The sequence below is a fragment of the Azospirillum halopraeferens DSM 3675 genome, from assembly GCF_000429625.1.
Lineage (GTDB): Bacteria > Pseudomonadota > Alphaproteobacteria > Azospirillales > Azospirillaceae > Azospirillum > Azospirillum halopraeferens.
In genome coordinates this window covers 16,192-30,695 of sequence record NZ_AUCF01000027.1, presented here as the reverse complement: position 1 = coordinate 30,695, position 14,504 = coordinate 16,192, and the positions used below count along the sequence as shown (strand labels likewise).

General features: G+C 72.9%; 15 protein-coding genes. 5 read left to right on the top strand and 10 right to left on the bottom strand.

From position 1 onward, the window contains the following. Positions 1–62 precede the first annotated feature (62 nt). On the top strand, positions 63–1,556 hold the full coding sequence (locus tag G472_RS0119595; RefSeq protein WP_029009737.1) for a carboxypeptidase M32: 1,494 nt from the start codon (positions 63–65) through the stop codon (positions 1,554–1,556). Here G472_RS0119595 and lspA read toward each other — a convergent pair. Continuing rightward, positions 1,541–2,062, bottom strand: coding sequence for a signal peptidase II (gene lspA / locus G472_RS34370; protein WP_051341043.1), 522 nt, complete (start codon positions 2,060–2,062; stop codon positions 1,541–1,543). The two genes, G472_RS0119595 and lspA, sit on opposite strands and share 16 nt — an antisense overlap. 11 nt (positions 2,063–2,073) lie before the next feature. Beyond that, entirely contained in the window at positions 2,074–4,245 is a 2,172-nt protein-coding gene (locus tag G472_RS0119585; protein WP_051341042.1) for a heavy metal translocating P-type ATPase, read from the bottom strand. 104 nt (positions 4,246–4,349) lie between these two features. On the opposite strand from G472_RS0119585, the gene G472_RS0119580 reads away from it, so the two are divergent. Then, entirely contained in the window at positions 4,350–4,799 is a 450-nt protein-coding gene (locus G472_RS0119580) for a MerR family transcriptional regulator (RefSeq protein WP_035693140.1), read from the top strand. 62 nt (positions 4,800–4,861) lie between these two features. Here G472_RS0119580 and G472_RS0119575 read toward each other — a convergent pair whose 3' ends face one another. The 4 genes from G472_RS0119575 to crcB form a co-directional block, all read right to left on the bottom strand. After that, positions 4,862–5,560 (bottom strand): ATP12 family chaperone protein, encoded by a 699-nt coding sequence (locus tag G472_RS0119575; RefSeq protein WP_029009734.1) that lies wholly within the window; start codon positions 5,558–5,560, stop codon positions 4,862–4,864. A gap of 12 nt (positions 5,561–5,572) precedes the next feature. Then, positions 5,573–6,256, bottom strand: a complete 684-nt coding sequence (locus G472_RS0119570) for an HAD-IA family hydrolase (RefSeq protein ID WP_029009733.1) — start codon at positions 6,254–6,256, stop codon at positions 5,573–5,575. A gap of 94 nt (positions 6,257–6,350) precedes the next feature. Further along, a complete protein-coding gene (locus G472_RS0119565) occupies positions 6,351–7,340 on the bottom strand; it encodes an RluA family pseudouridine synthase (protein WP_029009732.1) in 990 nt (329 codons plus the stop codon). Continuing rightward, positions 7,337–7,732, bottom strand: coding sequence for a fluoride efflux transporter CrcB (gene crcB, locus G472_RS0119560; protein WP_029009731.1), 396 nt, complete (start codon positions 7,730–7,732; stop codon positions 7,337–7,339). Before crcB ends, G472_RS0119565 begins: the two co-directional genes overlap by 4 nt. A gap of 225 nt (positions 7,733–7,957) precedes the next feature. On the opposite strand from crcB, the gene G472_RS34365 reads away from it, so the two are divergent. From G472_RS34365 to G472_RS0119545, 3 genes are all read left to right on the top strand, one after another. Beyond that, positions 7,958–8,719, top strand: coding sequence for an SGNH/GDSL hydrolase family protein (locus tag G472_RS34365; RefSeq protein WP_156927181.1), 762 nt, complete (start codon positions 7,958–7,960; stop codon positions 8,717–8,719). 111 nt (positions 8,720–8,830) lie between these two features. Then, the gene (locus G472_RS0119550) at positions 8,831–9,979 is read left to right on the top strand and encodes an OpgC family protein (RefSeq protein ID WP_029009730.1); all 1,149 of its coding nucleotides are present in this window, start codon (positions 8,831–8,833) and stop codon (positions 9,977–9,979) included. 79 nt (positions 9,980–10,058) lie between these two features. After that, positions 10,059–10,652, top strand: a complete 594-nt coding sequence (locus tag G472_RS0119545; protein ID WP_035693137.1) for a cysteine hydrolase family protein — start codon at positions 10,059–10,061, stop codon at positions 10,650–10,652. On the opposite strand, the gene G472_RS34360 is transcribed toward G472_RS0119545, so the two are convergent. The 4 genes from G472_RS34360 to G472_RS0119525 all read right to left on the bottom strand — a co-directional run bounded on the left by G472_RS34360 (position 10,606) and on the right by G472_RS0119525 (position 14,465). Beyond that, positions 10,606–11,535: a hypothetical protein gene (locus G472_RS34360; RefSeq protein WP_051341040.1), complete on the bottom strand. Its 930-nt coding sequence runs from the start codon at positions 11,533–11,535 to the stop codon at positions 10,606–10,608. The genes G472_RS0119545 and G472_RS34360 overlap by 47 nt on opposite strands. Next, complete coding sequence (locus G472_RS34355) at positions 11,532–12,695, bottom strand: OpgC family protein (protein ID WP_051341039.1); 1,164 nt, start codon at positions 12,693–12,695, stop codon at positions 11,532–11,534. The genes G472_RS34360 and G472_RS34355 overlap by 4 nt, the downstream gene beginning before the upstream one ends. Before the next feature lie 66 nt (positions 12,696–12,761). Further along, positions 12,762–14,096 (bottom strand): replication-associated recombination protein A, encoded by a 1,335-nt coding sequence (locus tag G472_RS0119530; protein WP_035693135.1) that lies wholly within the window; start codon positions 14,094–14,096, stop codon positions 12,762–12,764. Positions 14,097–14,108: 12 nt separating this feature from the next. Beyond that, on the bottom strand, positions 14,109–14,465 hold the full coding sequence (locus G472_RS0119525; RefSeq protein ID WP_029009727.1) for a hypothetical protein: 357 nt from the start codon (positions 14,463–14,465) through the stop codon (positions 14,109–14,111). Between the last annotated feature and the right edge of the window lie 39 nt (positions 14,466–14,504).

Genomic DNA, 14,504 nt, shown 5'->3' with positions numbered 1-14,504 from the left:
GAGCGGCTTACCACGGCCGCCCCCCGCCCTTCCATCACGCCGCCACGGACCCCCCGCCCATGATGACCGCCTACCGGGAGCTGGAACGCCGCTTCGCCCGCATCGCCGCCATCGGCGGTGCCATCGGCATCCTCGGCTGGGACACCCAGACCATGATGCCCACCGGAGCGGCCGATGCCCGCGCCGAACAGACCGCCACCCTCTCCGTCCTGGCCCACGAACTGCTGACCGCACCGGAGGTCGGCGACCTGCTGGCCCGGGCCGACTCCGACGGCGGGCTGGACGCGTGGCAGAGCGCCAATCTGCGGGAGATGCGCCGCACCCACCGGCACGCCACGGCGCTGCCCGCCGATCTGGTGGAGGCCACCAGCCGCGCCATCTCCGCCTGCGACATGACCTGGCGGACGGCGCGGGCGCAGAGCGACTTCGCGCTCCTGTTGCCGTCCCTGGAGGAGGTGCTGCGCCTGACCCGCGAGGGGGCGGTGGCACGGGGTGAGGCCCTGGGGATCAGCCCCTATGACGCGCTGCTGGACGAGCACGACCCCGGTGCCCGGGCGGAGCGGATCGATACCCTGTTCGACGATCTCGCCGCCTTCCTGCCGGGGCTGCTGGCCGGGGTGTGCGAACGGCAGGCGGCGGAGCCGCCGGTGATCGTCCCCGAGGGTCCCTTTCCCGTCGCCGCGCAGCGCGCACTGGGGGAGCGGCTGATGCAGCGGGCCGGCTTCGACTTTGCGCGCGGGCGGCTCGACGTCAGCCTGCACCCGTTCTGCGGCGGTGCCGACGACGACGTGCGCATCACCACCCGCTACGACGAGGCGGATTTCACCGGCGCGCTGATGGGCGTGCTGCACGAGACCGGGCACGCCCTCTACGAACAGGGCCGGCCACGGGATTGGATGGGCCAGCCGGTGGGACAGGCCCGCGGCATGGCCGTGCACGAGTCGCAGTCGCTGATCGTGGAGATGCAGGCCAGCCGCTCGCCGGAGTTCCTGAGCTGGCTGGCCCCGGTGGTGCGCGAGGCGTTCGGCGGGTCCGGTCCGTCGTGGGAGACCGACAACCTGCGCCGGCTCTACAGCCGGGTGCGCCCCGGCTTTATCCGCGTCGACGCCGACGAGGTGACCTACCCCGCCCACGTCATCCTGCGCTACCGGCTGGAGAAGGCCATGGTCGCCGGCGACCTGCCCCTGGCCGATCTGCCGGCCGCCTGGAACGCCGGCATGCGCGATCTGCTGGGGATCGAGCCGCCCGACGACCGGCGGGGCTGCCTGCAGGACATCCATTGGCCGTCGGGGGGTTGGGGCTATTTCCCCAGCTACACCCTGGGCGCCATGACCGCCGCCCAGCTTTTCGAGGCCGCCTGCACCGCCGACGCCGACGTCCGCCCGGCCCTGGCGCGCGGCGACCTGGCGCCGCTGGTGGGCTGGTTGCGGGTCCACGTCCACGGCCGGGGCTGCCTGCCCGACTCCACCGACGCCCTGCTGACCGCCGCCACCGGCCGACCACTGGACGTCGGCGTGTTCCGGCGCCACCTGGAGCGCCGCTACCTCGACGGCTGAGGCGGTTCAGGCGTCCGGCGCCCGTGCCGCCAGCCGTGCAGCAACAGCATGGCGACCCCGCCGGTGATGCCGATGTCGGCCACGTTGAACGTCGGCCAGTGCCATCCGAAGGCGTGCAGGTCCAGGAAGTCGGTCACCGCTCCCTGGCGGACACGATCGACGACGTTGCCGACCGCTCCGCCGATGACGGCGCCGAGGGCTCCCGATTCCGCCCGGCTGGTGGTGCGCGAGGCCCACACGCCCAGGAGCGCGACGATCGCCAGGGCCAGGCTGCTGAGCAGCCAGGGCCCTGCCGCCCCATCCCCGAGCAAGCCGAAGCTCACGCCACGGTTGAAGCCGAGGGTCAGATTGAAGAACGGGGTGACGTCCACCACGCGCGGCGGGTCCATGACGTGTGCAAGGATCACCCATTTGGAGCTCTGGTCCGCGATGACCGTGAGCAGTGCGACGGCCGCCGCCGGCCGGAGACCCGGCCACCCGGTCGATGCGGTTCCCGGATCGGGCATGCTTCCCTCCCTCACGTGCCCCGGCGGAGCAGGCGCAGCGCGTTCAGGGTGACGAGGATGGTGGCCCCGGTGTCGGCCAGGATCGCCAGCCAGAGGTCCGTCACCCCGGTCAGCGTGGTCACCAGGAAGACCGCCTTCAGCCCCAGGGCGACGGCGACGTTCTGGTGGATGTTGGCCATCGTCGCCCGCGACAGGCGGACCAGGGCGGCGGCGTCGGTGACGCGGTTGCCCAGCAGCGCTGCGTCGGCGGTCTCCAGCGCCACGTCCGTGCCGCCGCCCATGGCGACGCCGACGTCGGCCGCCGCCAGGGCGGGGGCGTCGTTGATGCCGTCGCCGACCATGGCGACCGGCCCCCGGGTCCGCAGCGCCGCGATCTCCCGCAGCTTGTCTTCGGGCAGCAGGTCCGCCTTCACGTCGATGCCGAGGCTGCGGCCGATGGCCTGTCCGGTCCGGCCGTTGTCGCCGGTCAGCATGACGCAGCGGACGCCGAGCCCGCGCAGGGCGGCGACGCCGGCGGCGGCGTCCGGCCGCGGCTCGTCGCGCAGGGCGATGAGGCCCACCGCCCGGCCATCGGCGAGAACGACGACCACGGTCTTGCCCTCGCCCTCCAGGGCCGCGATGCGGTCGGCGGGGATTTCGTCCGGACCGCCGTGCCGGGCGGCGTGGCGCGGCGAGGCGACCTCGATGAGTTTCCCGGCCAACACCGCCTGCGCCGCCTTTCCGGGAACGGCCTTCTGGTCGCGTGCCGGGCGGAGCGGCACCCCGTCGGCGGCCGCGCGGTCCAGGATGGCCCCGGCGATGGGGTGGCCGGAGCCGTTCTCCACCGCCGCGGCGAGGCCGAGCAGCGTGCGTTCGGTTCCCGTCAGCGCAACCAGATCGGTCACCCGGGGGCGCCCCTGCGTCAGCGTGCCGGTCTTGTCGAAGGCCACGGTCCGCACACGGCCGATCGCCTCCAGCGCCGCGCCGCCCTTGATGAGAAGGCCGCGCCGCGCCCCGCCGGCGATGCCCGAAGCGATGGCCGCCGGGGTGGACAGAACCAGGGCGCAGGGGCAGCCGATCAGCAGCAGGGCGAGGCCGCGGTAGATCCAGGTGTGCCAGTCCGCCCCGAAGCCCAGCGGCGGGACGACGACGGTCAGGGCCGCCACCGCGATCACCGCGGGCGTGTAGCGCGCGCTGAACCGCTCGATCCAGCGGGCCGTGGGCGACTTGCCGGCCTGCGCCTCCTCGACCAGGTGGATGATGCGCGCGATGGTGTTGTCGGCCGCCGTCCGGGTCACCCGCACCCGCAGCGCGCCGGTGGCGTTGATGCCGCCCGCGAAGACGGGGGAGCCCGCCTGCTTGGGAACGGGGACGGACTCGCCGGTGACCGGGGACTCGTCGACATCGGACTCGCCCTCGACGACCTCGCCGTCGGCGGGCACCCGGTCGCCGGGCCGGACCAGCACCACCTGGCCGACGGCGAGGCGCGCTGCCGGGACCTCGCGGGCGGACTCGCCGTCGATGAGCAGCGCGGTCCGGGGCACCAGGCCCGTCAGCGCCCGGATGCCCGATCGGGCGGTGCCGGCGGCCACGCCTTCCAGAAGCTCGCCGACCGAGAACAGCAGCACCACCACCGCCGCCTCCGCCGTCTCGCCGATCACCAGGGCGCCCAGGGTGGCCACGGACATCAGCATCTCGATGCTGAAGGGAGAGCCCGCGCGGGCGAGCAGCAGCGCACGGCGGCCGAACACCGCCAGGCCGACCAGGGCGGCGGGCACGAACGCCACGTCCTCCGCCGCCGGAGCCGCCAGGGACGTCCCGAATCCCGCAGCGACCAGAACGCCGATGAGGATGGTCAGCCGGCCCTTGGGCGTGCTCCACCACGGCCGCTCCGCGGGCGCGGGCACGCCGTCCGCCTCCCCGCCGGCGCCGTCAGCGACGATACGCAGGTCGCCCAGGGGTTCGACCCCGAAGCCGAGCGTGCGGACGGTGTCCTCGAGCGTCGCCCGCGGCGTCATCGCCTCGTCCAGCGTCAGCCGCAGGACTTGCGTGTGAAAGTTCAGGCCGATGTCCTCGGCACCCGGAATGCGGCGCAGCGCGGCCTCGACCTTGCTGACGCAACCGGGGCAGTCCATGCCCGCCACCCTATAGCGAAGGGGCTGTCTGACCCCGCCGGCCACCGCGGCCGAGGAAACGTCCTGCATGTCGCTCTCCGTCCGACACAGAAGCGGCATGCGTCATCCGGGGATGCGCACCCGCCCGTCATCCGGTAGCATCGACCCTGAAGTGACTATAGGGTCAAGAGGGCATGAGCGCGAAAAAGGACCTGTCGATCGGCGCCCTGGGCAAGCTGACCGGCACCAAGGTGGAAACCATCCGCTTTTACGAGCAGATCGCCATCCTCCCTGAGCCCGCCCGCACGGCCGGGAACTATCGGGTCTATGGCCATGATCATGTCCGGCGCCTGACCTTCGTGCGCCGGATGCGCGACCTCGGGTTCCCGCTGGAGGCGGTGCGGGCGATGCTCGATCTGGCCGACCAGCCGGACCGCCCCTGCGGCGAGGTCGATGCCCTCGTTCTCGATCAGCTTCACGAGGTCGAGCGTAAGATCGCCGACCTCGAACGGCTGCGCGACGAACTCAGCCGCCTGGCCACCCAGTGCCGCACCGGTGGCCGCATGGCGGACTGCCGCATCATCGAATCCCTGTCGCCCCACGGCGAGGACGGCCGGTGCTGTTCTTCTACGCGGTCAGGATAATCCTGACCGCTGCGTTCAAACGCCACGCAGGCTTCGGCCCTATCGGGCCGCGCCGGCAGCGGTCAGGCCGTGCGCAGCAGGTCGGCGAAGCGGCGCGCCGCCTCGATGTCGGCGCGCAGGCCGGCGCGGCGGGTCGTCGCCTCGGGGTCCTCGCCCCACTGCTCGATCTGGTAGTTCTCGTCGAGCTGGGAGGCGTCGAACGCCTCGGCCGCGTCGAGCCGGCGCTCCAGCAGGGCCAGCGCCACCACCAGCGAGCCACAGGCGGAGGTTGCCGACTGGAGCGCCGCCAGCATCCAATCGTCGTGGGCCGCCACCGCGTGGCGCAGGGCGCGCGTTGCCGCCTCGGGCTGGGGCTGCGGCATCAGGCCGGCGCAGACGTGCAGCGGCGCGTCGTAGCGCAGCATGGCCCAGTCCAGCAGCGGCTGCCAGACGCGGGCCTGGCGCTCCACCAGTTCCCGCGGGTGTTCGGCGCGGTAGCACAGCAGGTCGGTCTCGGCGTAGCGCGCGACGTCGGCGATCACCGCCTCGCGGGTGGCGCCGATCACGTCCACCGCCGTCGCGGCAAGCTGCATCAGCGGCATGGTGCGGGGGGCCACCTGATCCCCCTGGGCCGCCCATTCGTCGGCCACCGCGCGGGCCAGCGCCGGCGTGGCGAACGGCAGCGGCGCCTTGGCCGGGCTGCGCACCGCACGGCCGTCCAGCCGCACCTCCCACCCGGCGTCCACCGCCGCGACATCCACATTCGTGTAAAAGCGCTTCATGCCTTCCGATCCTCAGGAACGGGTATCACCGTTCAACAACTCCAGCACCGCCCCGGCCACTGCGGCGCCGTCCCCGACGATGCGGGCGGCCCCGGCGGCCACCAGTTCCGGCACCGCGTGGTATCCCCAGGACACGCCCACCGACGGGATGCGGGCGGCGCGCGCCATCTGGATGTCGTAGGTGGTGTCGCCGATCATCACCGCGCCGGCGGTGTCGACACCGGTCTCCGCCAGGGCGCGGCGCACCATCTCCGGGTGCGGCTTTCCGGGGACGACATCGGCGGTTTGCAGCGTCACGAAACGGTGGCGCAGCCCGTGCGCCTCCAGCACCGCCAGCAGCCCGCGCCGGGACTTGCCGGTCGCCACGCCCAGCAGCACGCCGGCGGCGTCCAGCACATCGAGGGTGGCGCGGATGCCGGGGAACAGCGGCTCCGGCGGCTCGCTCCGCCGCAGGTCGAAGAAGGCGTCGCGGTAGCTGCCGGCGATGGCGCCGTGGCGCTCCTCCGGCAGGTCGGGCAGCAGCAGGGCGATGGCCCGCTCCAGCGGCAGGCCGACGACCCGGCGCACCGCCTGCGCCTCCGGCGCGTCCAGCCCGTGCAGCCGCCAGGCGGCGGCCATGGCGGCGACGATGAGGTGCTGGCTGTCGACGAGGGTGCCGTCGCAGTCGAACAGGGCGAGGTGCAGGGACGATGCCATCGGCGGGCGCAACGAAGCTTCGGCAGGGTGGCGGGCGGTCGCGATCATATGGCCGGCGGCGCCCGGCCCCGCAAGGCCGGACGCCGCCGCCCTGTCACTCGAACGCGGCGAAGGGGTCCTCGCGCAGGTTGGCGCTGAAGCCCAGGTAGCGCCACGTCGCCGCCATGTGGTCGGGCAAGGGGGCGGTCACGTCGATGGTCCGCCCGCCGCGCGGGTGCGGCAGGATCAGGCGGCGGGCGTGCAGGTGCAGCTTCTTCGCCACCTCCGCCCCCGGCAGGAAGGCGTCCTGCCCGCCGTACTTGCCGTCGCCCAGGATCGGCGTGCCGATGGCCGCCATGTGGACGCGAAGCTGGTGGGTGCGCCCGGTCAGCGGCCACAGGGCGACGAAGGCGGCGGACTTGCCGGCGTTCTCCACCACGGTGTAGAGGCTGACGGCGCGCTTGCCGTCCTCGGCGTCGGTGGCCACCCGCTCGCCGTGGGCGCCGCCCTCCTTGGCCAGCGGCAGGTCGATCTTGCCCTGATAGGGCTTGGGCACGCCGGCGGTGGCGGCCCAGTAGATCTTGCGCACGTCGCGGCCGCGGAACATCTCCGCCAGCTTCGCCGCCGCGAAGCCGGTGCGCGCCAGCAGCAGCACGCCGGAGGTGTCCTTGTCCAGCCGGTGCACCAGCTTCGGCCGCTCCGCCGCACCGAAGCGCAGGGCGTCGAGCATGGCGTCCAGATGGCGCGACGTGTTGGTGCCGCCCTGCACGGCCAGCCCCGGCGGCTTGTCGATGGCGATGACGTCGTCGTCCTTGTAGAGGACGCGGGCCTGCAGCGCCTCGGCGTCGCGCGACGTGACCGCCGCGGGCGCCTTCGGCTTTGCCGGGGTGTCGGCGGGAACGGTCAGCGGCGGCACCCGCACGCTCTGCCCCGGCGCCAGCCGGGTGCCGGCCTCCGCCCGCTTGCCGTCCACCCGCACCTGGCCGGTGCGCAGCAGGCGCTGGAGGTGACCGTGGGTCAGGTCGGGGAAATGGCGCTTGAACCAGCGGTCGAGGCGGATGTCGGCCTCGTCGGCGCTGACGGTGCGCGTTTCGACGGCGCTCACAGCACGGGCCCCGCCAAGGAGCGCACCAGCGCCAGGCCGGCGAAAAAGCCGGTCACCGTCAGGACCAGCGAGGCCGCCATGTACATTCCTGCCTCCAGATAGGCGTTGCGCCCGACCAGCACGCCGATGTCGAGCGCGAACGAGGAAAAGGTGGTGAAGCCGCCGAGCACGCCGACCATCACCAGGGCCCGCAGCTCCGGCGACGGCGACCAGACCAGCGCCGCCAGCTCCGCCAGCACCCCCATGACGAAACAGCCGGCGACGTTGACCGTCAGGGTTCCGTAGGGAAAGCCGGTGCCCAGCCAGTGCCCCACCGTCACCATGGTCAGGTACCGCCCGACCGAACCGAGCGCTCCGCCGGCGGCGACGGCAAGAATGGTGGAAACCGACACGGACAGTCCCCTTCGGCGGATTCGCCCGGCCCCGACGGCGAACGGAACGGCGCAAGCCCCGTCCTTTGCCAGCACCGCGCCGGCAAATCCAGGAGAATCGACGCACGGCCGCCCCGCGACGAACGGCCCGCCGCGGGCGCGGGAAAACACCCCCGGACTTAAGGTCAAATTAACCATGTGATGCCAACAATCCCGGCGGATTCGGGAAACACCGGGAGAGTATGGATGCACCGATGGATGGGCCGTGGTCTGCTGGCCCTTGCGCTGCTGACGGGGGCCGGCGCTGCCGCGGCGTCGGACCAGTGCCCGCTTCCCGCCGGGACCGATCAGGCCGCCGCCGGCCTGACCCGCACCCGCGAGGCGCTGGCCACCCGGCGCCCGGTGAAGGTGGTGGCGCTGGGCTCGTCGAGCACGGAAGGCGCCGGCGCCTCCGGACCGGCGGCGACCTATCCGGCCCAGCTCAAGGAGATGCTGAGCCGCGCGTACGTCCCGGCGCCGGTTGAGGTGGTCAACCGGGGCAAGGGGGGTGAGACCGCCGCCGCCAACCTCGCCCGCTTCGACCGCGACGTGCTGGCGGAGAAGCCGGACCTGCTGATCTGGCAGGTGGGCACCAACGACAGCGTGCAGCGCGTCCCCCTGGCCGCCTTCGCCGCCACCGTGCGCGACGGCGTGGCGCGCGCCCGCCGCGCCGGCGCCGACCTGATCCTGATGAACCCGCAGTCCTTTCCGGGCGAGACGCGGGTCGGCTCCTACCGCGCCTATGTGGACGCGGTGCGCGACCTGGGGCGGGAGCTGAACGTGCCCGTGCTCGACCGCTACGGCATCATGAAGTGGTGGCTGGACAGCGGCACCTTCACCGCGGACACCATCCTCAGCAGCGACGGCTTCCACATGCGCGACCCGAGCTACCGCTGCGTGGCGGAGTTCCTGGCGGAGATGATCGCCACCCCCGTTCCGGAGGAGCGCCGCACGACCGCCGCCCGCTGACCGCCGCCCGCGTCCGAAAAAGGACACAGGCGAGGCACAGGAACCTTTCCCGGAAGCCGCCGTTCCCCTTCCGCTTATCAGCGCATCCGAAACAACGGTGCGAGGCGGTCCGTGAAAGCCGAGCGCGACGGGCGAGTCGATTTCTACCGGGGCCTTGCCCTGGTGTTCATCTTCTGGGACCACACGCCGGGCAGCATTCTGGGAATGCTGTCCATGCGCAACTTCGGACTCAGTGACGCGGCGGAGGTCTTCGTGTTCCTCGCCGGCTACAGCGCGGCGCTGGCCTATGGCGGCGTGCTGCGGCGCGACGGCTGGGCGGCGGCGGCCATGCGCGTCCTGAAACGCGTCTGGACCCTGTACGTGGCCCACATCTTCCTGCTGGTGCTGCTGACCGGCATCGTGGTGCTGGCCAGCGCGCGGGTTCACGGCCGGGATTTCGTGGCGGAGTTCAATCTCGACTACTTCGTCACCCAGACGCCCGTGGCCCTGGTGGACGCCCTGATGCTGCGCTTCAAGCCGGGGTTGATGGACCCCTTGCCCCTCTACATCGTGCTGCTGGCCCTGCTGGTCCTGCTGCTGCCGGTGCTGGTGCGGTGGCGGGGCGCGGCGGTGGCGGCGTCGGCGGTGCTTTACGTCGCGGTGCCGGTGTTCGGCTGGAACCTGCCGGGCCGCGACGGCGAGGTGTGGTTCTTCAATCCCCTGGCGTGGCAGTTCCTGTTCGTCCTGGGCGCCGCCGCCGCGTCCCGCCCCGCCGACGCCGGACCCCGGCGGGTTCCCGCACCGCTGCTGGCGGGCGCCATCGGCGTCCTGGTGCTGGGTGGGCTGCTGGCCCTGTCGTGGCGCATCCCCGCCCTGCACGACGCACTGATGCCCGCCGTGGTCGCTGATCTGATCTATCCCGTCAGCAAGACCGACCTGCACCCCCTGCGTCTGCTGCATTTCCTGGCCCTGGCCCTGTGCGCGGCGGCGCTGGTGCCCCGCGGATCCTGGCTCGACCATCCGTTGAGCGCGCGCATGCGCCTGATCGGCCGCCACTCCCTGGAGGTGTTCTGCCTGGGCGTGATCCTGGCCCCCCTGGCGGACGTGGTGAACACGGTGGCCGGCGACGGCATCCCCGTGCAGGTGGCGACCGGGCTCGCCGGCGTGGCGATGATGGTGGCCCTCGCCCGTCTGATCGAGTGGAGCCGCACCCTGAAGCGGCCGGCCGGTGGCGCAGCGACGGCGGACCGCTTCCCGGTCGCCGCGGCCGGCAGCGCCTGATCCGGCCGGGCGCGCCACCTCTGGTGCAGTGACGGCGGCTTTGCCAGAGTGGCGGTGACCCTATCCGGAGCCACCGCCCATGCCCAACCGCCCCGCCGCCCTGCCGGCCAACGCCGCCCTCCTTCTCATCGACCTGCAGCGCGCCATCGACGATCCGCGCTGGGCGGTGCACGGGCCGCGCAACAACCCGCAGGCGGAAGGCAACGTGGCGGCCCTGCTGGCGGCGTGGCGCGCGACGGGGCGCCCGGTGGTCCATGTGCGCCACGATTCGCAGGAACCGGACTCCCCCTACCGCCCGACCACTCCCGGCCACGCCTTCAAGCCCGAGGCGCAGCCCCTGCCCGGCGAACGCGTGGTGGCCAAGACCACCAACAGCGCCTTCATCGGCACCGGCCTGGACGCCTGGCTGGTCGAACACGGCATTGCCACCCTGGTGGTCGCCGGGGTGCTGACCAACAACAGCGTCGAGGCGACCGTGCGCATGGCCGGCAACCTGGGCTTCGACACCATCCTGGCGGCCGATGCCGGGTTCGCCTGCGCCCGCCGTGACCGCCGCGGCCGCGTCTGGCCGGCCGAGGACGTGCACGCCCTGTCCCTGGCCAACCTGGAGGGCGAATACGCCCGGATCATGGATACGGCGGAGATCCTGGCGCTGGCGGAGCGCCGGGGCTGACCGCCGCCATCCCCGCCCCTTCGGCCCCGACCCCGAAGATCCATCCCTCGCGGCGGCGGGCCTCCTCGTCGAGGGCCGGCGGCGACCACACGGCCGGGTGCCCGGCCAGAAACCGCAGGCCGGCGGCGGACACCAGCGCGTCGGCGTCGTGGTCGCTGACCGCGTCGGTAAGGCCGGCGGGGGCCGAGCCCAGCCGGGCCAGGGCGGCGTCCACGTCGGCCGCCGCGCGGATCTTGCGCTGGCCGAAGCCGGCGTGCCGGAGGAACAGGCGCGGGTAGATCTCCACCAGCACGGTGGCGCCCGGCCGCGGTGTCTCGAAGGGCCAGACGGCAACCCCGCCGCCGCCGCGGGCGCGCAGGCTGCGCAGCAGCCGCATCCCCGCCAGCGCGCCGCGCCCCACCTGCTTCGACCCGATCAGCTTGAAGGGGCTCTGCGGGCTGCCGAGTCCGTCGGCGCGGCAGCGGTGCTCGGTGCCGCGGTGAGGATCGCCGTAGCCCGCCGGGCGGGTGCCGGCCAGCCAGAAATCGCCGGCGTAGGCGGGATGCTCGGCAAAGGGGCCGCCGAGGAAATCCGGGTGCCCGGCGGTCACCCGTTCCACCAGATCCCACAGGGCGAAGGCATCGGCGGCGCCGTAGCGCCCGGCCACCGCGAAGGGCAGCGAGAAGGCGCAGTCGATCCCGACCAGCGCCGGTTCCTCCGCCGCCACCGTCAGCAGCCAGTCGTGCACCGCCGTGCGCGACCACCACCGCCCGCCGGCGGGCGGCGGCACCGGGTGCGGCGCCCCGTCGCCGGGCGTGCATTCCGCCACCGCCACCCCGGCGTAGCGCGGTCCCTTCGCTCCGGACCAGTCGATGGCGATGAAACGGGAAAAGGACAGGCTCACCGCGCCTCGCTCGGCACGCCACGGACCGGCAGCGTCCCGGTTTCGCCGGAGCGCCGCCACGGCTTGGCACGGTACCACGCCGCCACCCGCGCCGACAGCAGCAGGACGGCCACGCCGACGATCGATGCCGACACCATGGCCGCAGCACCGCCGCCGGTTTCCACCGCGTAGATCTCCCCTGCGCGCGACAGCACGGTGCCGATGCAGAACACCGGCAGCGCCTGCGCGCCGCACAGGGCCACCGCCCGCGCCGGCGCCCATTCGGCCAGGCGGGTGTCGGCGGGGATGAGGTCGACCACCGCATAGACAAGCGCCAGGGCGTGCAACAGACGCCATGGCGACAGGTCGGCCTTGTCCATGGCCGGCAGCACCCCGTCGGGCACGAGCCTCCAGCCCTCAAGGCCGGGGATGTCGCACCAGGGCGCCACCGCCACGAAGGCGATGGCCAGATACCCCCACGCCGCCGCCCGCAGCGCGGGGCTGCGCGGCACCACCCGCTCGCTCCGGCCGGCCGCCAGGCCGGTGACGATGCCGATGACGAACAGCAGTTGCCAGGCGAAGGGGTTGAAGAACCAGGTGCCGTCCAGCGGCGTGTTGGGCAGCGTCAGGCCGAGGGCGCGTGCCGCCCCGTACACCGCCAGACTGACCGCCAGGGCGGCGGCCGGGGACCGGCGGGCCAGCGGCAGCATCACCGGCACCAGGGCCAGCAGCACCACGTACAGCGGCAGGATGTCGAGATAGTTGGGCAGATAGGTCAGGGTCAGCGCATGGCCCAGCGCGGTTTCCGTGCCGACGAACAGCGGGCGGTACCCGGCATGGGCCAGATAGTCCGGATTCGCCGCCAGGGCGCTGACGGCGACCAGCAGCCCGGCCACCGCCAGCAGCAGCACGATGTGGGTGGAGTACAGCTCCCAACAGCGGCCGGCGATGCGGACGGCACCCAGCGTCCAGCTCCGCTCGAAGGTCGCGCCATAGGCCAGGGTGGCCGACAGTCCCGCCAGCAGCACGAACACCTCCGCCGCGTCGGAGAAGCCCATGCGGTGCAGGGTCAGGCTGCTCAACGGGTTGCCGGGGATGTGGTCGATGAAGATCATCAGCAGGGCGAGTCCGCGGAACAGGTCGATGCGGAAATCGCGCGCGGGTCGGGCGGGAGCGGGCATGGGACCGGCATCCAATGGGCGCACCGCCGCGCCCCGGGCGGCGGTGCGAAGACCGCCGCGGCACCGCTAGTGCTCACTGTTACGCTTAACGCGCAACCGGGCCCAATAATCCAGACGCTTGCGAATTTCTCGTTCGAAGCCCCGTTCCACGGGACGGTAGAACTCCCGCCGGCCCATGCCCTCGGGGAAATAGTCCTGCCCCGAGAAGCCCTCCTCCGTGTCGTGGTCGTAGGCGTAGCCGGCGCCGTAGCCGATGTCCTTCATCAGCCGCGTGGGGGCGTTGAGGATGTGCTTGGGCGGCATCAGCGACCCGGTCTCCCGCGCCGCCCGCATGGCCGCCTTGTAGGCCACGTAGGCGGCGTTTGATTTGGGCGCCGTGCCGAGGTAGACGACGAGCTGGGCGATGGCCAGTTCCCCTTCCGGGCTGCCCAGACGCTCGTAGGCGTCCCACGCCGCGGTGGCCTGGACCAGAGCGTTGGGGTCGGCCAGCCCGATGTCCTCCACGGCGAAGCGGGTGAGGCGGCGGGCGATGTACCGCGGGTCCTCCCCGCCGGCCAGCATGCGGGCCAGCCAGTACAGCGCCGCGTCGGTGTCGGAGCCGCGCAGCGACTTGTGGAGCGCGCTGATGAGGTTGTAGTGCCCCTCCTGCGCCTTGTCGTACAGAGGCGCGCGCCGCTGCACCGTGGCGGTGAGCGCCGTGGTGTCGAGGTCGGCGCCCGGCGGCAGTGCGAACAGCTCCTCGCACAGGTTCAGGCAGAACCGGCCGTCGCCGTCGGCCATGGCCTTCAGCGCGGCGCGGGCGTCGGGGTCCAGCGGCAGCGGCCGCCCCTCCTCCGACTCGGCGCGTTGCAGCAGCCGCTCCAGTGCCCCGTCGTCCAGCCGGTTGAGCACGAACACCTGGGCCCGCGACAACAGGGCGGCGTTCAGCTCGAACGACGGGTTCTCGGTGGTGGCGCCCACCAGCGTCACCGTCCCGTCCTCCACATAGGGCAGGAAACCGTCCTGCTGGGCACGGTTGAAGCGGTGGATCTCGTCGATGAACAGCAGGGTCCCCTGCCCCGCCGTCCGCCGCTCCCGCGCCGCCTCGAACACGCGGCGCAGGTCGGCGACACCGGAGAACACCGCCGACAGCGGCTCGAAGTGCAGATCGGTCGATTGGGCCAGCAACCGGGCGATGGTGGTCTTGCCGCACCCCGGGGGACCCCACAGGATCATGGACGCCAGCCGGCGGGTGGCGACCATGCGACCGATGGGGCCGTCGGGCTTCAGCAGATGCTCCTGCCCCACCACTTGGTCCAGGGTACGCGGGCGCAGCCGGTCGGCCAGCGGGCGCGGTGCGGCGCCGGTGAACAGCCCCTCATCCCCACCGGAGGCTCCGCCCCGGTCGCGACGCCGCGCCATCCGCGTCCCCGCTCAGGGCGCCGGCGCGGTCGAGCACCGCCGCAGACAGCGGCCAAGGTCGTTCTGGCAGTTCTCGGTGTCGGTGAAGGGCCGGGCCTGAGCACCGAACGGTTCGGAACTGTTGGGCCGCGCCGCCACCGAATCCATGCAGACCCGGTAGCTGCGCTCGCACGACGCCGGGCAGGCCGCCGCGGTCGACTGCGGGTCCAACAGGGGCGACCCCGGCGCCGACTCGGTCTGCACGGTGCGCTCGGCGGGGGCTGCCGCCGGGCGGGCGGCGGGAGCCGATGGCGACCGCTCACCGAAGGGCATGGAGCACGCGGCCAGCATCATGGCCGTCACAGCGATCACGGCAACCCGACGGAACATCTCGACTCCTGTATCCTTGTTCTTGGGGGTGGTCCGGTG

What these genes read in the sequence shown, in the direction of transcription:
- G472_RS0119595 (WP_029009737.1), top strand. Translation starts at nt 63, where the DNA reads ATGACCGCCTACCGGGAGCTGGAACGCCGCTTCGCCCGCATCGCCGCC.
- lspA (WP_051341043.1), bottom strand. Translation starts at nt 2,062, where the DNA reads ATGCCCGATCCGGGAACCGCATCGACCGGGTGGCCGGGTCTCCGGCCG.
- G472_RS0119585 (WP_051341042.1), bottom strand. Translation starts at nt 4,245, where the DNA reads ATGCAGGACGTTTCCTCGGCCGCGGTGGCCGGCGGGGTCAGACAGCCC.
- G472_RS0119580 (WP_035693140.1), top strand. Translation starts at nt 4,350, where the DNA reads ATGAGCGCGAAAAAGGACCTGTCGATCGGCGCCCTGGGCAAGCTGACC.
- G472_RS0119575 (WP_029009734.1), bottom strand. Translation starts at nt 5,560, where the DNA reads ATGAAGCGCTTTTACACGAATGTGGATGTCGCGGCGGTGGACGCCGGG.
- G472_RS0119570 (WP_029009733.1), bottom strand. Translation starts at nt 6,256, where the DNA reads ATGGCATCGTCCCTGCACCTCGCCCTGTTCGACTGCGACGGCACCCTC.
- G472_RS34365 (WP_156927181.1), top strand. Translation starts at nt 7,958, where the DNA reads ATGCACCGATGGATGGGCCGTGGTCTGCTGGCCCTTGCGCTGCTGACG.
- G472_RS0119545 (WP_035693137.1), top strand. Translation starts at nt 10,059, where the DNA reads ATGCCCAACCGCCCCGCCGCCCTGCCGGCCAACGCCGCCCTCCTTCTC.
- G472_RS34355 (WP_051341039.1), bottom strand. Translation starts at nt 12,695, where the DNA reads ATGCCCGCTCCCGCCCGACCCGCGCGCGATTTCCGCATCGACCTGTTC.
- G472_RS0119530 (WP_035693135.1), bottom strand. Translation starts at nt 14,096, where the DNA reads ATGGCGCGGCGTCGCGACCGGGGCGGAGCCTCCGGTGGGGATGAGGGG.
- G472_RS0119525 (WP_029009727.1), bottom strand. Translation starts at nt 14,465, where the DNA reads ATGTTCCGTCGGGTTGCCGTGATCGCTGTGACGGCCATGATGCTGGCC.